Source organism: Bradyrhizobium sp., from assembly GCF_030697065.1.
In the GTDB taxonomy this organism is placed as follows: Bacteria; Pseudomonadota; Alphaproteobacteria; order Rhizobiales; family Xanthobacteraceae; genus Bradyrhizobium.
The window spans coordinates 31,255-49,942 of sequence record NZ_JAUYQU010000161.1; the positions used below are offsets into that span (position 1 = coordinate 31,255).

18 protein-coding genes are annotated in these 18,688 nt (G+C 63.0%); 6 read left to right on the forward strand and 12 right to left on the reverse strand.

What is annotated here, in order from left to right:
• Window positions 1–68 precede the first annotated feature (68 nt).
• The 4 genes from Q8R73_RS12750 to Q8R73_RS12765 all read right to left on the reverse strand — a co-directional run bounded on the left by Q8R73_RS12750 (window position 69) and on the right by Q8R73_RS12765 (window position 4,605).
• Window positions 69–530, reverse strand: coding sequence for a GNAT family N-acetyltransferase (locus Q8R73_RS12750; protein WP_305719903.1), 462 nt, complete (start codon window positions 528–530; stop codon window positions 69–71).
• Between the two features lie 63 nt (window positions 531–593).
• Window positions 594–3,335: a DNA gyrase subunit A gene (gyrA, locus tag Q8R73_RS12755; protein WP_305719904.1), complete on the reverse strand. Its 2,742-nt coding sequence runs from the start codon at window positions 3,333–3,335 to the stop codon at window positions 594–596.
• Between the two features lie 201 nt (window positions 3,336–3,536).
• Complete coding sequence (locus Q8R73_RS12760) at window positions 3,537–3,935, reverse strand: DUF2306 domain-containing protein (protein WP_305719905.1); 399 nt, start codon at window positions 3,933–3,935, stop codon at window positions 3,537–3,539.
• A gap of 166 nt (window positions 3,936–4,101) precedes the next feature.
• Window positions 4,102–4,605 (reverse strand): single-stranded DNA-binding protein, encoded by a 504-nt coding sequence (locus Q8R73_RS12765; RefSeq protein ID WP_305719906.1) that lies wholly within the window; start codon window positions 4,603–4,605, stop codon window positions 4,102–4,104.
• Between the two features lie 467 nt (window positions 4,606–5,072).
• Between Q8R73_RS12765 and Q8R73_RS12770 the strand changes: the two genes are divergently transcribed.
• The 3 genes from Q8R73_RS12770 (at window position 5,073) to Q8R73_RS12780 (ending at window position 9,307) form a co-directional block, all read left to right on the forward strand.
• Window positions 5,073–5,843, forward strand: a complete 771-nt coding sequence (locus Q8R73_RS12770; protein ID WP_305719919.1) for an outer membrane protein — start codon at window positions 5,073–5,075, stop codon at window positions 5,841–5,843.
• Between the two features lie 253 nt (window positions 5,844–6,096).
• Complete coding sequence (gene uvrA, locus Q8R73_RS12775; RefSeq protein ID WP_305719907.1) at window positions 6,097–9,078, forward strand: excinuclease ABC subunit UvrA; 2,982 nt, start codon at window positions 6,097–6,099, stop codon at window positions 9,076–9,078.
• Window positions 9,079–9,094: 16 nt separating this feature from the next.
• On the forward strand, window positions 9,095–9,307 hold the full coding sequence (locus Q8R73_RS12780) for a hypothetical protein (protein WP_305719908.1): 213 nt from the start codon (window positions 9,095–9,097) through the stop codon (window positions 9,305–9,307).
• Between the two features lie 81 nt (window positions 9,308–9,388).
• On the opposite strand, the gene Q8R73_RS12785 is transcribed toward Q8R73_RS12780, so the two are convergent.
• From Q8R73_RS12785 to Q8R73_RS12810, 6 genes are all read right to left on the reverse strand, one after another.
• Window positions 9,389–10,477 (reverse strand): acyltransferase, encoded by a 1,089-nt coding sequence (locus tag Q8R73_RS12785; RefSeq protein ID WP_305719909.1) that lies wholly within the window; start codon window positions 10,475–10,477, stop codon window positions 9,389–9,391.
• Window positions 10,478–11,022: 545 nt separating this feature from the next.
• Entirely contained in the window at window positions 11,023–11,310 is a 288-nt protein-coding gene (locus tag Q8R73_RS12790; protein WP_305719910.1) for a HigA family addiction module antitoxin, read from the reverse strand.
• A 5-nt stretch (window positions 11,311–11,315) separates the two neighbouring features.
• Window positions 11,316–11,603 carry a type II toxin-antitoxin system RelE/ParE family toxin gene (locus Q8R73_RS12795; protein WP_305719911.1) on the reverse strand — a complete coding sequence of 96 codons (288 nt, stop codon included), beginning with the start codon at window positions 11,601–11,603 and terminating at the stop codon, window positions 11,316–11,318.
• A 77-nt stretch (window positions 11,604–11,680) separates the two neighbouring features.
• Window positions 11,681–12,436 (reverse strand): AAA family ATPase, encoded by a 756-nt coding sequence (locus Q8R73_RS12800; protein ID WP_305719912.1) that lies wholly within the window; start codon window positions 12,434–12,436, stop codon window positions 11,681–11,683.
• 249 nt (window positions 12,437–12,685) lie between these two features.
• Entirely contained in the window at window positions 12,686–13,552 is an 867-nt protein-coding gene (locus Q8R73_RS12805) for a DUF296 domain-containing protein (RefSeq protein WP_305719913.1), read from the reverse strand.
• A 3-nt stretch (window positions 13,553–13,555) separates the two neighbouring features.
• A complete protein-coding gene (locus Q8R73_RS12810) occupies window positions 13,556–15,202 on the reverse strand; it encodes an acyl-CoA synthetase (RefSeq protein ID WP_305719920.1) in 1,647 nt (548 codons plus the stop codon).
• A gap of 79 nt (window positions 15,203–15,281) precedes the next feature.
• On the opposite strand from Q8R73_RS12810, the gene Q8R73_RS12815 reads away from it, so the two are divergent.
• The gene (locus tag Q8R73_RS12815) at window positions 15,282–16,055 is read left to right on the forward strand and encodes a potassium channel family protein (RefSeq protein WP_305719914.1); all 774 of its coding nucleotides are present in this window, start codon (window positions 15,282–15,284) and stop codon (window positions 16,053–16,055) included.
• Between the two features lie 16 nt (window positions 16,056–16,071).
• Here Q8R73_RS12815 and Q8R73_RS12820 read toward each other — a convergent pair whose 3' ends face one another.
• Window positions 16,072–16,200, reverse strand: coding sequence for a hypothetical protein (locus Q8R73_RS12820; protein WP_304741461.1), 129 nt, complete (start codon window positions 16,198–16,200; stop codon window positions 16,072–16,074).
• Window positions 16,201–16,361: 161 nt separating this feature from the next.
• Here Q8R73_RS12820 and Q8R73_RS12825 point away from each other — a divergent pair, with 161 nt between their 5' ends.
• A complete protein-coding gene (locus tag Q8R73_RS12825; RefSeq protein ID WP_305719915.1) occupies window positions 16,362–16,640 on the forward strand; it encodes a GNAT family N-acetyltransferase in 279 nt (92 codons plus the stop codon).
• A 155-nt stretch (window positions 16,641–16,795) separates the two neighbouring features.
• Here the strand turns inward: Q8R73_RS12825 and Q8R73_RS12830 are convergent, their stop codons facing one another.
• A complete protein-coding gene (locus Q8R73_RS12830; protein ID WP_305719916.1) occupies window positions 16,796–17,158 on the reverse strand; it encodes a DUF3597 domain-containing protein in 363 nt (120 codons plus the stop codon).
• Between the two features lie 259 nt (window positions 17,159–17,417).
• On the opposite strand from Q8R73_RS12830, the gene Q8R73_RS12835 reads away from it, so the two are divergent.
• Entirely contained in the window at window positions 17,418–18,338 is a 921-nt protein-coding gene (locus Q8R73_RS12835; RefSeq protein ID WP_305719917.1) for a DUF2189 domain-containing protein, read from the forward strand.
• Window positions 18,339–18,688: the final 350 nt, after the last annotated feature.

Here is an 18,688-nt window from a genome sequence, read left to right on the forward strand (position 1 = left end):
TGCCCCCCGGGGGCCTCTTTGATTCCGGGGTCACCCGTGAAGTGAAGCCCGAGGCAAATGACTTTAAGCTACCTCGCCAACCCCTTGGACATGATCGCAATTTTCAGGTCGTGGTGGTGCGAATATTCGATCAGTTCCCAGCCGAGGCCGGCGTAGAGTTTTTCGCTGCTGGGCGTGAACAGATAGATCCGGTCGAGGCTCATCCCGGCGGCGGCGCGCTCGACCCGTCCGACCAGTGCCGAGGCGATGCCCCTGCCGCGATGCGGCGGATCGACATAGACGCTCGACAACCACGGCGACAAATGCGGATGGGTAATGGTCCGGCGCACAAGCGAGGCGGAACCGAGCAATGAGTCACCGTCCAGCGCGATGAACGTGGTCGGCAAGTCGGACTTTTGCAGCGCCGCCGTCAATCGCTCGACATAGCGATCGAGCGTGTTGGCCGGATTCAAATAGCCAAACTCGGCGAAATGCCATTGCGCCAGGCGCGGCAGGTGAGAAACGTGATCCGCGAGATACTCAATCCGCAAACGACACCCCTCATCCGGCTTGCTGGGCAACGACGGCGCGCGCGGGCGGGCGAATGCTGATTGCTATTCGCCGTTCGCGCCGCCATTGCCATTCTCGGTGTCCTCGCCGATGTGCTCGACCGACACCACATGCTCGTCCTCGGCGGTGTCGAACACGATGACGCCCTGGGTGGAACGGCCGGCGACCCGGATGCCCTCGACCGGGCATCGGATCAGCTGACCCTTGTCGGTCACCAGCATGATCTGGTCGCTGTCCTCGACCGGGAACGACGCCACCAGCTTGCCGTTGCGGTTGTTGACCGACATCGCGACGATGCCTTTGCCGCCGCGGCCGGTGGTACGGTATTCGAACGACGAGGTGCGCTTGCCGTAGCCGTTGACCGAGACCGTGAGCACGACCTGCTCCTGCGCCGACATCTCGATATATCGCTCCGAGCTGAGCTGGATGGCGCCGGCGGTCTCCTCGCCCTCGGTTTCCGCGGTGTCCGCGCCCTCTTCCGCCGCGGCCTCGCCAGCCACCGCGCGGCGCATTTTCAGATAGGCCGTTCGCTCGTCCGAGGTCGCCTCGACATGCCGCAGGATCGACAGCGAGATCAACTTGTCGCCCTTGGGCAAAGCGATGCCGCGAACGCCCATCGAGGTACGGCCGGAAAACACCCGGACGTCGGTGACGGGGAAGCGGATGCACTGGCCGCCGGCGGCGGTCAGCAGCACGTCGTCGTGCTCGGTGCAGATCTGCACGTCGACGATCGCCTCGTCCTCGTCGAGCTTCATGGCGATGATGCCGGAACGCCTGACATCGACGAAATCCGACAGCTTGTTGCGCCGGACGTTGCCGCCCGTGGTGGCGAACATGACGTCGAGATTGCCCCAGGAGGCTTCGTCCTCGGGCAACGGCATGATGGTGGTGATGCGCTCGCCCTGCTCCAGCGGCAGGATGTTGATCAGGGCCTTGCCGCGGCCGTTCGGCGCCGCCACCGGCAGGCGCCAGACCTTTTCCTTGTAGACCTGGCCGCGCGACGAGAAGAACAATACCGGCGTGTGCGTCGAGGCGACGAACAGGCGGCTGACGAAATCCTCGTCGCGGGTCTGCATGCCGGAACGGCCCTTGCCGCCGCGGCGCTGCGCCCGGTAGGCCGACAGCGGCACGCGCTTGACGTAGCCGGCATGCGAGACCGTGACCACCATGTCCTCGCGCTGGATCAGGTCCTCGTCCTCGACCTCATCCTCGTGCTCGATGATTTCGGTTCTGCGCGGGGTGGCGAATTCCGACTTCACCGCGGCCAGTTCGTCCTTGATGATGGACTGGACCCGGGCACGCGAACGCAGGATTTCGAGGTAATCGGCGATTTCCACCGCGAGCTTGTCGAGTTCCTCGCCGATCTCCTCGCGGCCGAGCGCGGTCAGGCGCGCCAGCCGCAGTTCCAGAATGGCCTTCGCCTGCTCGAACGACAGCCGCGCGGTGCCGTCGTCGGCCAGACGATGGCGCGGATCGTCGATCAGCGTGATCATCGCCGCGACGTCCTTCGCGGGCCAGTCCCGCGACATCAGGGTATCGCGCGCGGTGTTGGGATCCGGCGAAGTCCGGATCACACGAATGATCTCGTCGATATTGGCCACCGCGATCGCCAGGCCGACCAGGATATGGGCGCGGTCGCGGGCCTTGTTGAGCAGGAACTTGGTACGGCGGGTGATGACCTGCTCGCGGAACGCGATGAACAGCGTCAGGAAATCCTTCAGGTTCATCACCTGCGGCCGTCCCGAATCGAGCGCCAGCATGTTGGCGGCGAAATTCGTTTGCAGCGGCGTGAAGCGATAGAGCTGGTTCAGCACCACTTCCGCCATGGTGTCGCGCTTCACCTCGACCACGACGCGGTAGCCGTCGCGGTCGGATTCGTCCCGCAGGGCGGCGATGCCCTCGATGGTTTTCTCGCGGTGCAGGTCCCCGATCCGCGCGACCATGGTGGCCTTGTTCACCTGATAGGGAATTTCCGTGATGATGATGGCTTCGCGGTCCTTGCCGAACGGTTCGATCCGCACCTTGCCGCGCATCACGATCGAGCCGCGGCCGAGGTGATAGGCCGAGCGGATACCCTGGCGCCCGAGAATGATGCCGCCGGTCGGAAAATCCGGCCCCGGGATGATGTTGATCAGTTCGTCGATCGACAGTGCCGGATTTTCGATCAGCGCCACGCAGGCATCGATCACTTCGCCGAGATTGTGCGGCGGGATGTTGGTAGCCATGCCGACGGCGATGCCGCCGGCGCCATTGACCAGCAGATTGGGGAATTTGGCCGGAAGAACCCGGGGCTCGGTCTCGGAATTATCGTAGTTCGGCTGGAAATCGACGGTGTCCTTGTCGATATCGCCAAGCACCGCCAGCGCCGATTTGGTCAGGCGCGCTTCGGTATATCGATAGGCCGCCGGCGGATCGCCATCGACCGAACCGAAATTGCCCTGGCCGTCGATCAGCGGCAGGCGCATGGAGAAATCCTGCGCCATGCGGACCATCGCATCGTAGATCGACTGGTCGCCGTGCGGATGGTATTTACCGATCACGTCGCCGACGACGCGCGCGGACTTCACGTACTTCTTGTCGGGCGTGTGCCCCTGTTCGTACATCGAATACAGGATCCGGCGATGCACTGGCTTCAATCCGTCGCGCGCATCCGGCAGCGCCCGCGCCACGATCACGCTCATGGCGTAATCGAGGTAGCTGCGCTTCATCTCGTCGAGGATGGATACGGGGCGAATATCCGAGGGTGCCGGCGGTTCGCCGGGCTTCTCATTTTCGGGGTCAGACAAAGGGAAATCCGGTCAGTTTTGGCTCAGAATCATATAGCGTATCGAGGCCTTTCTAACCACCCCTAACCGCTCCGCGCCAGCGGTTTTTCCCTTCGTTTTTTCATGGACTTAAGGGCGGGTTGATGCAGCCCGCCGAACCGGCGAATCCAGCCCTCCGATGCGGCGAAAAACGCATCCCGGCACCACGCGCTCCTGCGGCCCTCAGGAGCCGAACAGAACATCGTGCATGAGCCGGCCGGGCACCAGCGTGAACAGCCCCGCCAGCAGCAGCGCGCCGGCATAGATCGACATCATCGTGATCCTGTGGGTGCGCACGCGTTGCGCGCGGGCCGCCACCACCGCCAACACCAGCATGATCGGCGTGAATACCGAGATCAGGTGAATCGGGCTCCACGGCCCCCACAATCTGATGCCATGGATCAGGAACGAGGATGCGCTGATCACCAGCATCAACACGATCCAGACCCATCCCAGCGTCCGATGCGGCAGCGTGCCCTTGGGTGCTGCGAGCTGAACCGCGCCGAGCAGAAAGGCTGCCAGGGCGGCGAAGGCATGCACCTGGATTTCCGGAGCGGCGGCGAGCAGCGGAGCGAGCGACATTTGATACCTGCGAGGCCTGGGCCGGACGACGATGTAATGAGTATTTACATCAATCTTTCCATTGTCAAGTTTTCAGGCGCTCCGGAACGCATCATGGCCGGACTGCTGGAGTCCGGCCATGCCAGGAATTGCCTACCTTAATGGTTGCTCGCCTCGCGAGCTGCGATCAGAATGGAATGTCGTCGTCCATGTCGCTGTTGCGGGCGCCGGCACCGGCCGCCACCGCGCGGCGCGGCGCCGCGCTGGAGGGACCGCTGGAGCCGAAATCGCCACCGGACTCATCCGGTCCGAAATTGCCGCCGCCGCCACCCGCGCCGCTGCGGCCGTCGAGCATGGTCAGCGTCGAGTTGAAGCCCTGCAGCACCACTTCGGTCGAGTATTTCTCGACGCCGGCCTGGTCGGTCCATTTGCGGGTCTGCAGCGCGCCCTCGATGTACACCTTGGCGCCCTTCTTGAGATACTGCTCGACGATCTTGCAGAGCGGCTCGGAGAAGATCACCACGCGGTGCCACTCGGTCTTTTCCTTGCGCTCGCCGGTCGCCTTGTCGCGCCAGGTCTCGGAGGTTGCCACGCTCAGATTGGCGATCGGCCGCCCGTCCTGGGTCCGCCGGATCTCCGGATCCTTGCCGAGATTTCCGACCAGAATCACCTTGTTTACACTTCCCGCCATCGTCGCTCTCCACTCATGGAATGTACTGAATTGTCCGGAACGGTGGGCCGCCCGCCGATTCCGGGATTGCCATCCATTGCTGTCGGACCATCTTTGAACCGGACCCTATACGCTCGCCGCAGCCGCCAACCTCGCGATCCCCGGTGATGACAAGGTTATCCACATATAGCATTTCCGCGGACCACGTTCCAGTTTTGTTCTGAAATTCGCGGGCACGCAGTGAGCGCACGGTATCCAAGCACTGCGCCGCCACATTGGGGCGGTCAGAGTTCCATCGGGTTCCCTCCGGGTTCCCGATTCTCTAAACAAATCATTAAGATCCAGCGATTCACTTCGCCGCCGAGTGTTGCATTTCGGAGACGGCATTTTCCCTGGAATCGATTATGGTCATTTTCGAAACTGATTGGGCGTTCGCATCGAATTCAAACCGCTCGGGACAACGAAGCGGATCAACTGGAGAAAAAGAGATGAAGAAGTTCTTGCTGGGTACTGTTGGTTTGGTTGCGCTGGGCATGGCTGCTCCCGCGTCTGCCGCGGATATGGCTGCGCGTCCCTACACCAAGGCCCCCCCCCCCGTGATGGCCTCGATCTATAACTGGAGCGGCTTCTACGTCGGCGTCAACGGCGGCTGGGGTTCGAGCCAGAAGAGCTGGGACTTCGTGACCCCGGCAGGCGCCTTCGTCGCAGCCGAAGGCAGCCACGATGCAACCGGCGGCACCGTCGGCGGTCAGATCGGCTATCGCTGGCAGGCTTCGCAGTGGGTGTTCGGTTTGGAAGCACAGGGCAACTGGGCTGATTTCCAGGGCTCGAATGTGAGCCTTGCTTTCCCGGCATTCACCAACGACACCCGCGTCGATGCATTTGGCCTCTTCACCGGCCAGGTCGGTATCGCCTTCAACAACGCCCTGCTCTACGTCAAGGGCGGCGCTGCGGTCACCTCCGATCGCTACCGCGCTTTGGCGACCGGCACCGGCATCCAGGTTGCCAACACCGTCGACGACACCCGCTGGGGTGCCGTGGTCGGCGTCGGTCTGGAATACGGCTTCGCCCCGAACTGGTCGTTCGCAGTCGAGTACGATCACATGTTCATGGAAGACAGGACCTACACCTTCATCAACAACGGCAATGCCGGCGCCGCCGGGACCCTGTTCGGCACCGACCGCATCAGCCAGGACGTCGATATCATCACCGCCCGCATCAACTACCGCTGGGGTGGCCCGGTCGTCGCGCGCTACTGATCGTTTCGATCCGACCGCAATCGAACTACGAAAGGCCGGCCTTGCGCCGGCCTTTCTGTTTGTCGGCACGCTGCCACCTGCTGCCATCGAAACCGCACTCAAAACAAACGGTTGATGATTCGAATCGGGACTGGAAATCCCCGCGGTTCTTCCTATGTTCCATGCTTCACCCCATCGGCGTCCGGTCCCGGTCAATCCGGCGAACCGCGCCTGAACGCTAGCGGCGCCGAACACGCGCCCCGGGAATGCCGACATGGATGAAGTGCTGAGGGCGAAGCGCCAACCGAACGCCGGCTCCGGCATGCGCGCGATTACAATTCGCGGCGCGCGCGAGCATAACCTGAAAAACGTGGACCTCGAAATACCCAGGGACAAGCTCGTGGTGTTCACGGGGTTGTCGGGCTCCGGCAAATCCTCGCTCGCCTTCGACACCATCTATGCCGAGGGCCAGCGGCGTTACGTCGAATCGCTGTCGGCCTATGCGCGCCAGTTCCTGGAGATGATGCAGAAGCCCGATGTCGACCAGATCGACGGGCTGTCGCCGGCGATCTCGATCGAACAGAAGACCACGTCGAAAAATCCGCGCTCCACCGTCGGCACCGTCACCGAGATCTACGACTACATGCGGCTGTTGTGGGCCCGGGTCGGGGTGCCCTACTCGCCCGCCACGGGTCTTCCGATCGAGAGCCAGATCGTCTCGCAGATGGTCGACCGCGTGCTGGCGCTGCCGGAGGGCACCCGGCTGTATCTGCTGGCGCCCGTGGTGCGCGGCCGCAAGGGCGAATACCGCAAGGAACTCGCCGAATACCTGAAAAAGGGCTTTCAGCGGGTCAAGATCGACGGCACCTTCCACGACCTGTCGGAAGCGCCGGTGCTCGACAAGAAATTCCCGCACGACATCGACGTGGTGGTCGACCGCATCGTGGTGCGCCCCGACATCGGCCAGCGGCTGGCGGAAAGCTTCGAGACGGCGCTGAAGCTCGCCGAGGGCCTTGCGGTGATCGAATATGCCGACGCGCCGCCCGCCGCCGCCGCCGAGAAAAAATCCGACAAGAAGACCGCCAAGATCCACGACAAGACCGGCGCGGAGCGGATCCTGTTCTCGGAAAAATTCGCCTGCCCGGTCTCCGGCTTCACCATTCCGGAAATCGAGCCCCGGCTGTTTTCGTTCAACAATCCCTATGGCGCCTGCCCGGCCTGCGGCGGCCTCGGCGTCGAGCAGCATATCGACGAGGAACTGGTCATTCCCGACAAGGAACTGACCCTGCGCAGGGGCGCGATCGCGCCCTGGGCGAAATCGTCGTCGCCCTATTACATCCAGACCCTGACCGCGCTCGGCAAATTCTACAAGTTCACGCTCGACACCAAATGGAAGGACCTGCCGAAGAAGGTGCAGCAGGCGCTGCTGCACGGCTCCGGCGACGACGAGATCAAGTTCTCCTACGAAGACGGCGTGCGCTCCTACGATACGAAAAAGCCGTTTGAGGGCGTGGTCACCAATATCGACCGCCGTTTTCGCGAGACCGAGAGCGAATGGGCGCGCGAGGAACTGGGAAAATACTTTTCCGACATCCCCTGCGAAGCCTGCCACGGCCATCGGCTGAAGCCGGAAGCGCTGTGCGTCAAGATCGGCGGCAAGCATATCGGCGAGATCTCGGAACTGTCGGTGCGCCGCGCCGGCGAGTGGTTCGAGACCGTACCGAAGGCGCTCAACGCGCAGCAGAACGAGATCGCCGCGCGGGTGCTGAAGGAGATCCGCGAGCGGCTCTCCTTCCTGCTCGACGTCGGCCTCAATTACCTGACGCTGGCGCGCGCCTCCGGCACATTGAGCGGCGGCGAAAGCCAGCGCATCCGGCTCGCCTCGCAGATCGGCTCGGGACTGACCGGCGTGCTCTATGTACTGGACGAGCCCTCGATCGGCCTGCACCAGCGCGACAATGCGCGGCTGCTGGAAACCCTGAAGCGGCTGCGCGACCTCGGCAATACCGTGATCGTGGTCGAGCATGACGAGGATGCCATTCGCCTCGCCGACTACGTCGTCGACGTCGGCCCCGGCGCCGGCGTCCATGGCGGCAACATCGTGGCGCAAGGCACCCCCGCCGACGTCATGAACAATCCGAAATCGCTGACCGGGAAATATCTCACCGGCGAATTGTCAGTCGAGATCCCCGAGCGCAAGCCGCCGAACCACCGCCGCACCATCAAGGTGATCAACGCCCGCGGCAACAACCTGAAAAACGTCTCGGCGGAGATCCCGCTGGGGCTGTTCACCTGCGTCACCGGCGTCTCCGGCGGCGGCAAGTCGACGCTGCTGATCGACACCCTCTACAAGGCGATCGCGCGAAAACTCAACAATGCCAGCGAAGGCGCCGCGCCGCACGACCGCATCGAGGGCCTCGAGCATATCGACAAGATCATCGACATCGACCAGTCGCCGATCGGCCGCACCCCGCGCTCCAATCCCGCCACCTATACCGGCGCCTTCACGCCGATCCGCGAATGGTTCGCAGGTCTCCCGGAGGCCAAGGCGCGCGGCTACGAGCCCGGCCGCTTCTCCTTCAACGTCAAGGGCGGCCGCTGCGAGGCCTGCCAGGGCGACGGCGTCATCAAGATCGAGATGCACTTCCTGCCCGACGTCTACGTCACCTGCGACGTCTGCAAGGGCAAGCGCTACAACCGGGAAACCCTGGAAGTGCTTTTCAAGGGCAAGAGCATCGCCGACGTGCTCGACATGACCGTCGAGGAAGCCGCCGAGTTCTTCAAGGCCGTCCCCCGCGTCCGCGAAACTTTCAAAACGCTGCACCGCGTCGGCCTCGACTACATCCATGTCGGCCAGCAGGCCACCACCCTGTCCGGCGGCGAAGCCCAGCGCGTCAAGCTGGCAAAGGAACTGTCGAAGCGCGCCACCGGCCGAACGCTCTACATCCTGGACGAGCCGACCACCGGCCTGCATTTCCACGACGTCAAGAAGCTGCTGGAAGTGCTGCACGAGCTGGTGTCGCAGGGTAACACGGTGGTGGTGATCGAGCACAATCTCGAAGTCATCAAGACCGCCGACTGGGTCATCGACCTCGGCCCCGAAGGCGGCGACGGCGGCGGCGAAATCGTCGCCTGGGGTCCCCCGGAGGATATCGTCAAGGCGCCGCGAAGCTACACGGGGAAATTTCTCGGGCCGGTGCTGGCGAAGGCGGATGGCGGGAAGCGGAAGCGCGGAACGAGCGAGGCGGCGGAGTAGCGGCAGGAAAAATGCGATGATCCGAAAAACCGTCAAGCTCATCCATGAAGGCCGGTACGCTGCGGAGGTTCCTGTCGAACTGATCGAGGATGACACGGGCTGGTCGCCCTACCTCTCCTTGGAAGACTCAAAGAAACTTGATGCGGTCCGGGCGGCATTGCGCAAAGGCGAGTTCGCCGTGGCAGCCAGGCACGGGCGGGTATTTGAGTTGATGCCGACCGCGATCTGACGGCGCCAGCGCTTGGCTTGAGCCAGTCGTGAACGCTCCATTCGGCGTCATCCCGTTCCGACCACGATTGCCTTACGGCAGTCAGGTCGCCGACGGCGCGTCGACCGCAGGCGGCTTTACCGGAAACAGGCGAGTGCGCGTCCGCCGGAATAAGCGGAAACACGATCTCATGAGAGCCGCCGTCGGCCTTTCCAGCAGCCAGTGGACGGCTATCGCAGAGACGATGACGACCGCGAGATAGACCGCGGTTATGAGCAACGGCGGATATGGCAGCCGTTCCAGGAGCTTGAAATCCATCAGCTTGACCATCACCACGATGTGCAGCAGGTAAACCGGATAGGAGAGATCCCCCAGCGCGTTCCACCGGGCAGAATCCTTTGTGGATGAAAAAATGCCCGGCAGGGCCGCCGCGAAGCAGATGACGGCGGCCCAGAAACGAAACCCGTCCCAGGTCGCGGTGCCGTCGCGAAGCCACAACCAGGAGCATGCCAGAAACAGCAACCCGATCCTGCCGCTCCTGATCCAGAGCCAGCGCAACGACAGCAGTTGCACGAAATGACCGATCAGGAAAAACACAAGCGTCGATGGCAGGAACAGGTACATCATCCTGCCGTCAAAAGGCGTTGTCGAGACGATGGCCAGCCGGATCGCTGCGGACAGCAGCAATAGACTCATCGCGACCTTCCAGGAGCGGAGAATGAAGGGAGCCAGAAGATAGAAAACGAGTTCTGCGCCCAGGGTCCACGCCTGATGAAGATACTGCGGAGAAGCATCCCAATGCCAACCCGGGTAATCCGCGAACAGGATGCGCCAGTCCACCCCGATGATGAAAACGTTGGTGAACTTGTCGATCGACGACAAGGCGCCAAACCAGGACCAGAGATTGTGCACGGCGAACGTCAGCAGCAGAACCGGCCAATACAGCGAGAAAATGCGAACCAGCCGGCCCTCATAGAAGCGAAGCGCCCCGGCCGGCGTCGAAGGATACTTTTCCGTCAATCCTGTGCTGATCAGGAATCCACTGATCATATAAAAAAACATCACGGCAAAACCGGCATTAATTCCGAGTTCGATGTTCGGGAGAGTATTGATGCCTGCGGGCGTGAGCATCAACATGCGCAGGTGGCCAACAGCGACCACAAGCGCCAGGAAGAGGCGGATGGCCCCCATGTTGATTTACCCCCTCGCGATCTTCATCGTCGTCGCGATAGCGGCAACCTAGCATCGCCACCGGACCACGGGAAGCAGAGTCCAGCGTGTAGGTTGAGTTGAGCCCTTTCGAAACCCAACGGGCTCAGGTCGCTAACTTCGCGACATTCAACGCCATTAGCAGATCGATAGAGGCTTCAAAATCCAGTCCGCGAAACTGGTTCGGTTGCTCGCCGTCCCAAATCTTTTGGGTCGCGGAATTTCGCCACGAACGATCATGGCATAAATATACTACACGAAACGGTGAACGGCGAGGCATTGCATGCGGTGCCCTTTCGCTCTGCGCCCGCCGCCTTTTCACTCCTCCACCACCGCCTCGACAAACCCCTTCGGGTCCTCGCAGAACTCGCGCATGACCTTGTAGCTCGTAGGATGGGTAGCCCGTAGGATGGGTTGAGCCGTTCGCGAAACCCATCATCTTCATCCTCGCAAAACTGCGACTGATGGGTATCGCTATCGAGGCGGGTAAACCCCGCCTCTTCGCTCCACCCATCCAACATACCGTCCTACGCGGCATCCGCCGGCCTGACGCGCTTTGCAATCTCCGCGCCCTTCTCCCGCTCGACCACGCCGATGTCATATTGGCCCTGCAAGTCGAGCCAGAACAGCGCACCGTTGCCGAAGTAGCGGCCAAGGCGCACCGCCGTGTCAGCCGTGATCGAACGGCGACCGTTGAGAATGTCGGTGACGCGGCCGGAGGGTACGCCGATGTCCAGCGACAACCGGTTGGCGCTGAGCCTGCGTGCGGTCAGTTCGCGCTTCAACAGACGGCCGGGGTGTACAACGGGAGCCATGACGATCAACCTCTGTGGTAGTCGACGATCTCAACTTCGTGGGCATCGCCCTTGTGAAATTCGAAACAGATACGCCAGCGTTCGTTGACCGTCATCGCCCACTGCCCCCTGCGATCACCCTTGAGCTTGTGCAAACCGACGCTTTTCAACGGGCTCAGATCGTTGAGTGACTTGGCGACATTCAACGCCACTAACAGATCGATAGCGGCTTCGAAATCCAGTCCGCGAAACTGATTTGGCTGCTCGCCGTCCCAAACCTTTCGGGTCGCGGAATTTCGCCACGAAGGTATCATGGCATAAACATACTACGCGAAACGGTGAACGGCAAGTCCATTACACGTGATGCCCCTTCGCTCCGCCTGCCGCCTTTTCACTCCTCCACCACCGCCTCGACAAACCCCTTCGGGTCCTCGCAGAACTCGCGCATGACCTTGTAGTGATCCGTGTCCTTCACGCTCACCGGCTCCAGCCCGTATTTCGACAGCCGTAGCAGCCGCGCGCCAGGATAGGCCATCAGGACAGGCGAATGCGTGGCCATGATGATCTGGCAGTGGCCTGAGTTTTCCATCCGTCGCATCAGTTTCAGAAATTCCATCTGGCGCGACGGCGACAGCGCGGATTCCGGTTCGTCGAAGATGTAGATGCCCTGGCGCTGGCAGCGCTCCTCGAAGAAGCGCATGAAGCCCTCGCCGTGCGAATGGGACAGGAAATCCGCATAGGGGCTCCTGACCTGGTCGAGATACCTGGCGACGGAAAAGAAGCTCTCGGCCCGGAAGAACCAGCCGTTGGTGACCTTCGGCAGCCAGCTGGCGCGAAACGCGCTGGAAAGCTGGCCGCCCATCGCCTCCGCCGCTTCGGAATGATCGACCGGCCGATAGCCCTTGCCGCCGCCGGCTTCGTCGTAACCCGCCAGCACGGCGATGCCTTCGAGCAAGGTGGATTTGCCGGTACCGTTCTCGCCGACGATGATGGTGAAGGCGCGATCGAAGCCCAGCTCGAAATCATCACTGAGGAACGGCAGGCAGAACGGATAGGCGGCGCGGTCGGCGATGCGCGACGGCTCGAGCCAGACGCGCCTGAGGTACGGCGCGGGCAGATTGACGGTTCGATTTCGTCGGGAGGCCATGCTATCCGCTCCAAAGGCACGTCTGGAACATAAAGGGAACACGTGCGCTTTGGAAGCCAGATTCGTGACTTGCCTCTCGCTTCGGTACACTAAGCCATGGTATTAAGATACCTCAACCCGGCCTCACCTTGGCATTGCATGGGGTTGTTTTCAATATTTCTGCACAGGGTGGCAAAGGCGCTTGCGCCGTGGCCGTCATCTTCCTGCCGCACCACGATCGATGGTGGGCACGTAAGCGCTTTTCCCAACCTACGAAACGGCCACCACCTCCAGCACCAGCTCCATCGTCATCAGCACCGGATTGTCGCAACGCTCCAGCCGGCCCTCGGCGAGTCCGCCGGTGTAGTCGACGACGGCAATGTCCAGGTCGGCTTCGAGCGCGCCGCCCGGCCCCGCCGCGATGACTCCCGAACGGATCGCGAGTTCGGTTGCGAACGGCTCGACGATACGGCCGTCGGCGAAGCGCACCCCGATGGTGCTGCCGACGCCGCCGCGGAGTTTTGCGCGCGAGATTCCGCGATCCCGGCAGAACGCCTCCAGCGCGCCGGCAACATCCTGGTTCGGCCGCAGCCGCAGCGCGAAGGCGCGGCTGGTTGTCCCGGCGGCGGAGGCCGCACGAGCGACCGGTCCGAACAGCCTGAAATTGGTCTCGGGGTCCGGCTCCGCCACGAACATCGCGCCGTCAATGCCGAAAGCCTCGACTGCGAAGCACTCTGCGACAACCGTTTCCTCCGGCAGGATATGGCCGCCGCCGGCACGGCCATCGGCTTCCGTCCACAACGCGTGGCAATGGAAGAACGGCGCACCGTCGCGCTGCCCCAGCGTCATCGCGCCGACCGTGAGCCGCGTGATGCCGGCCGGCCGGAAGGTGTCGCTGTAGAACGCGGCATTGGCGCCGGTCTTCGACAGCGCCGGCATCACATAGGCGAACGGGCCGAGCGCCCCGCCCCTCATGTTCAAGGTGCCCCCCGCGAAGCCTTGCGCCGCAAAGCCGCGGCGCGCGGCCTCCAGCAGCGGCAGGCCGGCTTCGAGCGTGAGGGCGAAAGCGCGTCCTCTGGCCTCCACCCACTGGATGCGCTCGGGCGCCGGCGGGCCGGGCTGCGTGACGCTTCGCATCGCTCAGCGACCGCCATCGGCCGGCTGCCTGGCGTCGAGCAGGCCGCGCGCCTCCAGCTCGTCGCGCACCAGCCGCTTCGGAATCTTGCCGTAGCCGGATTTCGGCAGCGCCTCCCAGAAAAAGAAACGCTTCGGCATCTTGTAGCGCGGCACCTTGGCGGCCAGGAAGGTGGCGAGTTCGAGTTCGCTCACCGCGGCCGAACCCACGCGCGCCACGCAGACCGCGATGCCGACCTCGCCCCAGACCGGGTCCGGAACGCCGACGATCGCCACCTCGCCGATACCGGGATGAGTCAAAATCTTCTCCTCCACCTCGCGCGGATAGATGTTGGATCCGCCGGAGATATACATGTCGGAGGCGCGGCCGGTGATGTAGACAAAGCCTTCATCGTCCAGATGGCCGAGGTCGCCGGTGCGAAACCAGCCGTCGCGAAACGCCTTGGCGTTGGCTTCCGGATTATCGTAATAGCCGGCGAACACCGCGGGCCCGATCACGCAGATTTCGCCGGTCTCGAACGCCTTGAGTTCGCGCCCGTCTTCGCCCTGGATCGAGACCTGCATGCCGGTGCGTTCATAGCCGCAGGAGCCGATCCGCGCCCGCGGTCGGTCCTCGGCATCGTGCAACTCCGGCGGCAGCACCGTGATGTTGCCGGTGACCTCGCCGAGCCCGAAATACTGCACCAGCACCTTGCCGAGCTTTTTCAGCGCCGCCTTCTGGTCCTCGCGGTACATCGGCGCGCCGGCATAGATGATGTAGCGCAGCGAGGAATGATCGTAGCGGTCGACGGCAGGGTGCTCGACCATCATCTTCAGGATGGTCGGCACGGTAAAGATATTTGTCACCCGCCGGGTCTCGATCAGACGGAACGCCTCGTCGATGTCGAACCGCTCCGACGGCAGCAGGATGGTCGGCACGCCGCGCGCGACCTGCACCAGCTGGTGCACGCCGGCGCCGTGCGACAGCGGCGCCACCACCAGCGAGGCATCCTGCTCCGTGGTGCCGGGCATCAAATCGGCCAGGTGATTGGTCACCACGAACGCCATCTGGCCATGGGTCAGCACCGCCGCCTTGGATCGCCCCGTGGTGCCCGAGGTGAAGAAGAACCAGCAGGGATCGTTGTAGTCGACGGCGGTGTTTTCGAACTTCGCGCCGGCATGCGCGGCGATGGCCTCGCCCACCGATGTCCCGGCGAAAGCACCCTCCCCGATCCACCAGGTGAAGGCGAGCGCCGGGCTCGCGGCGGCGACCGCGGAGGCATGGTCAGGAAAGTCGCCGTGACAGAGAAACGCCCTGGCACCGGAGGCGGTCGCGAGATAGGCGACCTCGTCCGGCATCAGCCTAAAATTGGTGGGAACCCAGACCGCACCGAGCCGAAAGGCCGCCAGCATCGACCAGAACATCTCGTCGCAATTCTTCGAATGAACCAGGATGCGGTCGCCCTTGACGATGCCTTGCGCGGCGAGTGCCGCCGCCAGCGCCGAGACGTGGCCATCGATCTCGCGCCAGTTCCAGGACCGGTCGCCCCAGACGAAGCCGATGCAGTCGCCGTGGCGGCGGGCGTTTTGCGTCAGCATATGGGCGAGATTCATGACCCGGGAAGACATGCGCAGGATGCCGCCGGGAGGCGCGGACGCGGGGACGGTATCGATCACGTGGGGCTCCGGAACTGAGGTGTGGTTCGCCGATCAATGATTGCAATAATACGCCTAAACGGATGTAGATGTCGCCATGACCCTGGCCGCCCTGAAAACCGATATCCGAAGGCTCTACGAGGGCGCAACGCCGGGCGGCATCCGCTTCCGCTACACGCTTCTCGCGTTCGATATCGTCACGGTGCTGTTCATCATCGCGACCTCGTTCCTGCCGACCAGCGAAGTCATCGAAGCGCTCGACGTGGTTTTTGGAATCGGAATTCTGGCCGACTTCTCGGCGCGCCTGCTCGTCAGCCGGCATCGCTTGCGCGAATTCACCCGATTTTCGACATGGACCGACCTGATTGCGATCGTTTCGTTCCTCGCGCCGCTGGCCGGGGAAGGCGGCGGCTTTCTGCGTATCCTGCGAACCCTGCGGCTGCTGCGCGACTACCAGATGCTGGTGCGGCTACGCGCCGACAGCTCGTTCTTCCGGCGCAACGAAGAGGTCATCTTCGCCGTCACCAACCTCGCGGTGTTCATCTTCGTGATGACCGCGATCGTCTACGAGACCCAGAAATTCCGCAACGACCAGATCACGAACTATGCCGACGCGCTGTATTTCACGGTCACCGCGCTGACCACCACCGGCTTTGGCGACATCACCCTGCCCGGCACGCTCGGCCGCCTGATCTCGGTGGTCATCATGATTTTCGGCGTGACCCTGTTCTTCAATCTCGCCCGCGCGCTGCTGAACCCGGACAAGGTACGGTTTCCCTGCCCGACCTGCGGCCTGCAGCGCCACGACCGCGATGCCGTGCACTGCAAGGCGTGCGGCGTGGTTCTGAATATTCCCGACGAGGGCTCCTAGCGCCGGCCCGGCATGCTCAGCGCAAGCCCGTCCCGCCGCAGCGCTGGCATTTCACCACCTTGTCGCCCTTCTTCAGCAGGCCCTTGCCCTCGCAGTTCTTGCATTTCTGCTTCTTCTTGATGTTGGGGCCCTTTTGGCTCGTCATGACGTTCTCCAGACCGGAAATGCGGCGTTCGCCGGCAAGGCGCCCGGTTCGCGGTCCAAGTGATAGCATAAAGGCAAGGGAACTCTGCGGCCTATCGACGGGTTTGCATTGGCGGGTTCACGCGCCTAAATCAGCGCAGTCGTTTTCGGAGAGATGAACGCATGGACAAGGCTTCCGTCCGCAACAACAAGGCGCAGAGCCGGTTCGAACTCGATGTCGAGGGCGCCGTGGCCTTCGCGAATTATCGCCTGACGCCCTCGGCCGTCGTCATCACCCACACCGAGACGCCGAGCGCGTTGCGCGGCCGTGGCATCGCGTCCGAACTGGTGCATGGCGCGCTGCAGCTGATCCGCGCCGACGGGATGAAGGTGATCGCCGGCTGCGGCTTTGTGGTGGATTACCTGCACAAGCATCCGGAATTTGCAGATCTGGCCGGCTGACCGACTGGACGCATCTGAAGCGACAATCATGTCCGGCGCAATTCTCTCTCGTTCAACCGCCCGCGCAGGCTTCAACCGCTGCGGTCGGCCGGCGTCGAAGAAAGGCCCGCCATTCGGCGGGCCTTTCGGGTCTCGTGCGGTTGGCGGGCCGTCCGTTACTTGAGATCCTCCGGCAGCTTGCCACCGTTGGCGGCGAGCTTCGTCATTACCTGCTTGTGCAGCCAGATGTTCATGCTGGCGGAATCGTTGCTGTCGCCGGTGTAGCCGAGTTCCTTCGCCAATTCCTTGCGCGCGGTGAAGCTGGAATCGATATCGAGCGCCTTCATCAGGTCGACGATCGAGGTGCGCCAGGCGAGCTTTTCGCCCTTGGCCTTTACCGCAGCGTCCAGGATCGGTGCGACGTCGACGGTGGCTGCAGTGGACGAACCGCCCGATCCGGCAGCTGTGCCCTCGCCCGCAGGAGCCGCATCGGCCTTGGTGCCAAAGATCGCGCTCATGATTTTTCCGAAAATGCTCATGGTTTTCTCCTGAAAGACGTTACGGACAGCCCGGCCGGACCTTAACGCCCCCGCCGGGGCTTGCCAATGCAGCATTCACCGAAGCGTGAGCGACGGTGCCGGTGATTGGGAGTACGCTCAAGGGCTCAGTTCGCGACATGGCCCGCTTCGGTTTCCTGTATTCGCGTCTGGCCCTGATCGTGATCGTTTTCGCAGTCGGCCTGTTTTGGCGCCCGCAAGGGCGTGACATCCGGCCGTCACATAAAGGGAGACGACGACCATGGCCACGCCATACCCGGGCAATGCTCCCGGCAATACCGCTCCGCTGCCTGCGCAGGATATCGCAGCCGCACCCGTTATCCGAAGCATCGGCCTTTCCGACCTGCATCGGGCGCTGCGGCTTGGCTGGGAAGATTTCAAGGCGGTGCCCAGCCACGCCATCGTTCTTTGCGTGATATATCCGGTGCTCGGACTGGTGCTGGCACGCACCGTGCTCGGCTATTCCGTTCTGCCCCTGCTGTTTCCGCTGGCGGCGGGCTTTGCCCTGCTCGGCCCGTTCGCAGCCCTCGGCCTCTATGAACTCAGCCGCCGCAGGGAGCGCGGCGAACAAGCCTCAGCATGGGACGCGGTCGGGGTACTGCGCTCACCGTCATTCGGCGCCATGCTCGGGCTCGGCACGCTGCTGCTGGCGCTGTTCGTGGTCTGGGTCGCCACGGCGCAGGCGATTTACGTCGCGGCCTTCGGCTACGAAGCCGCGGCCGGGATCCCGGATTTCGCACGGCGCGTGCTGACGACGTCGCAAGGATGGTGGCTGATCATCGTCGGTTGCGGCGTCGGCTTCGTGTTCGCTGTGGTGGCGCTGTGCGTCAGCGTGGTTTCATTCCCGCTGATGCTCGAGCGTCGCACCGGAGTCGGCGAAGCCATGGTAACCTCGTTGCGCGCAGTGGCGCGAAATCCGGCGCCGATGGCGGCGTGGGGATTGATCGTCGCAGGGTTGCTGGTTGCGGGATCGCTGCCGTTCTTTATCGGCCTCGCCATTGTCATCCCGCTGCTCGGCCATGCCACCTGGCATCTCTACCGCGAGGTCGTCGCGCCAGAACTCAATCCGCAACCGCTACCACCCCGCCAGCATCGCGAGCGGCGGCCGGCAGCGGATTTCCCGGCCAACCTGTTCCCGTGGAAGCGCAACAACGACGCGTAGCGGCGCGAAACCCGTCGGCCGCGCGATTACCATCGGGGCCGCCGGTGATTGGCGGCGGGCGTGGCGCAGTGGGAAACCTTATTCGATCCGCCCGATAAAGAACTGATTATTAATTCATATTTCTTTGCGACGGTGCATGCGAATCGCGCATGCGTGTTCGGCTGTGATCAAGCTTTATGCACCCCTGATTTGGCGCTTACTGGCACGACGACGATGCCGAGCCCCCGCCGGAGAGCTCCCCCACAACGTCCCATAGCACCAATCCCCGTGAAAAAACGGAGTATCGGACGTCTTTACCCTAGTCGACCGACCGTTTGGCGCACCCCGGAAAGGGTTAACCGATCCTTATC

Coding starts and splice junctions, on each gene's coding strand:
- Q8R73_RS12760 (WP_305719905.1), bottom strand. CDS start 3,935: ATGTCGCTCGCTCCGCTGCTCGCCGCCGCTCCGGAAATCCAGGTGCAT.
- Q8R73_RS12765 (WP_305719906.1), bottom strand. CDS start 4,605: ATGGCGGGAAGTGTAAACAAGGTGATTCTGGTCGGAAATCTCGGCAAG.
- Q8R73_RS12770 (WP_305719919.1), top strand. CDS start 5,073: ATGAAGAAGTTCTTGCTGGGTACTGTTGGTTTGGTTGCGCTGGGCATG.
- uvrA (WP_305719907.1), top strand. CDS start 6,097: ATGGATGAAGTGCTGAGGGCGAAGCGCCAACCGAACGCCGGCTCCGGC.
- Q8R73_RS12780 (WP_305719908.1), top strand. CDS start 9,095: ATGATCCGAAAAACCGTCAAGCTCATCCATGAAGGCCGGTACGCTGCG.
- Q8R73_RS12785 (WP_305719909.1), bottom strand. CDS start 10,477: ATGGGGGCCATCCGCCTCTTCCTGGCGCTTGTGGTCGCTGTTGGCCAC.
- Q8R73_RS12790 (WP_305719910.1), bottom strand. CDS start 11,310: ATGGCTCCCGTTGTACACCCCGGCCGTCTGTTGAAGCGCGAACTGACC.
- Q8R73_RS12795 (WP_305719911.1), bottom strand. CDS start 11,603: ATGATACCTTCGTGGCGAAATTCCGCGACCCGAAAGGTTTGGGACGGC.
- Q8R73_RS12800 (WP_305719912.1), bottom strand. CDS start 12,436: ATGGCCTCCCGACGAAATCGAACCGTCAATCTGCCCGCGCCGTACCTC.
- Q8R73_RS12805 (WP_305719913.1), bottom strand. CDS start 13,552: ATGCGAAGCGTCACGCAGCCCGGCCCGCCGGCGCCCGAGCGCATCCAG.
- Q8R73_RS12815 (WP_305719914.1), top strand. CDS start 15,282: ATGACCCTGGCCGCCCTGAAAACCGATATCCGAAGGCTCTACGAGGGC.
- Q8R73_RS12820 (WP_304741461.1), bottom strand. CDS start 16,200: ATGACGAGCCAAAAGGGCCCCAACATCAAGAAGAAGCAGAAATGCAAG.
- Q8R73_RS12825 (WP_305719915.1), top strand. CDS start 16,362: ATGGACAAGGCTTCCGTCCGCAACAACAAGGCGCAGAGCCGGTTCGAA.
- Q8R73_RS12830 (WP_305719916.1), bottom strand. CDS start 17,158: ATGAGCATTTTCGGAAAAATCATGAGCGCGATCTTTGGCACCAAGGCC.
- Q8R73_RS12835 (WP_305719917.1), top strand. CDS start 17,418: ATGGCCACGCCATACCCGGGCAATGCTCCCGGCAATACCGCTCCGCTG.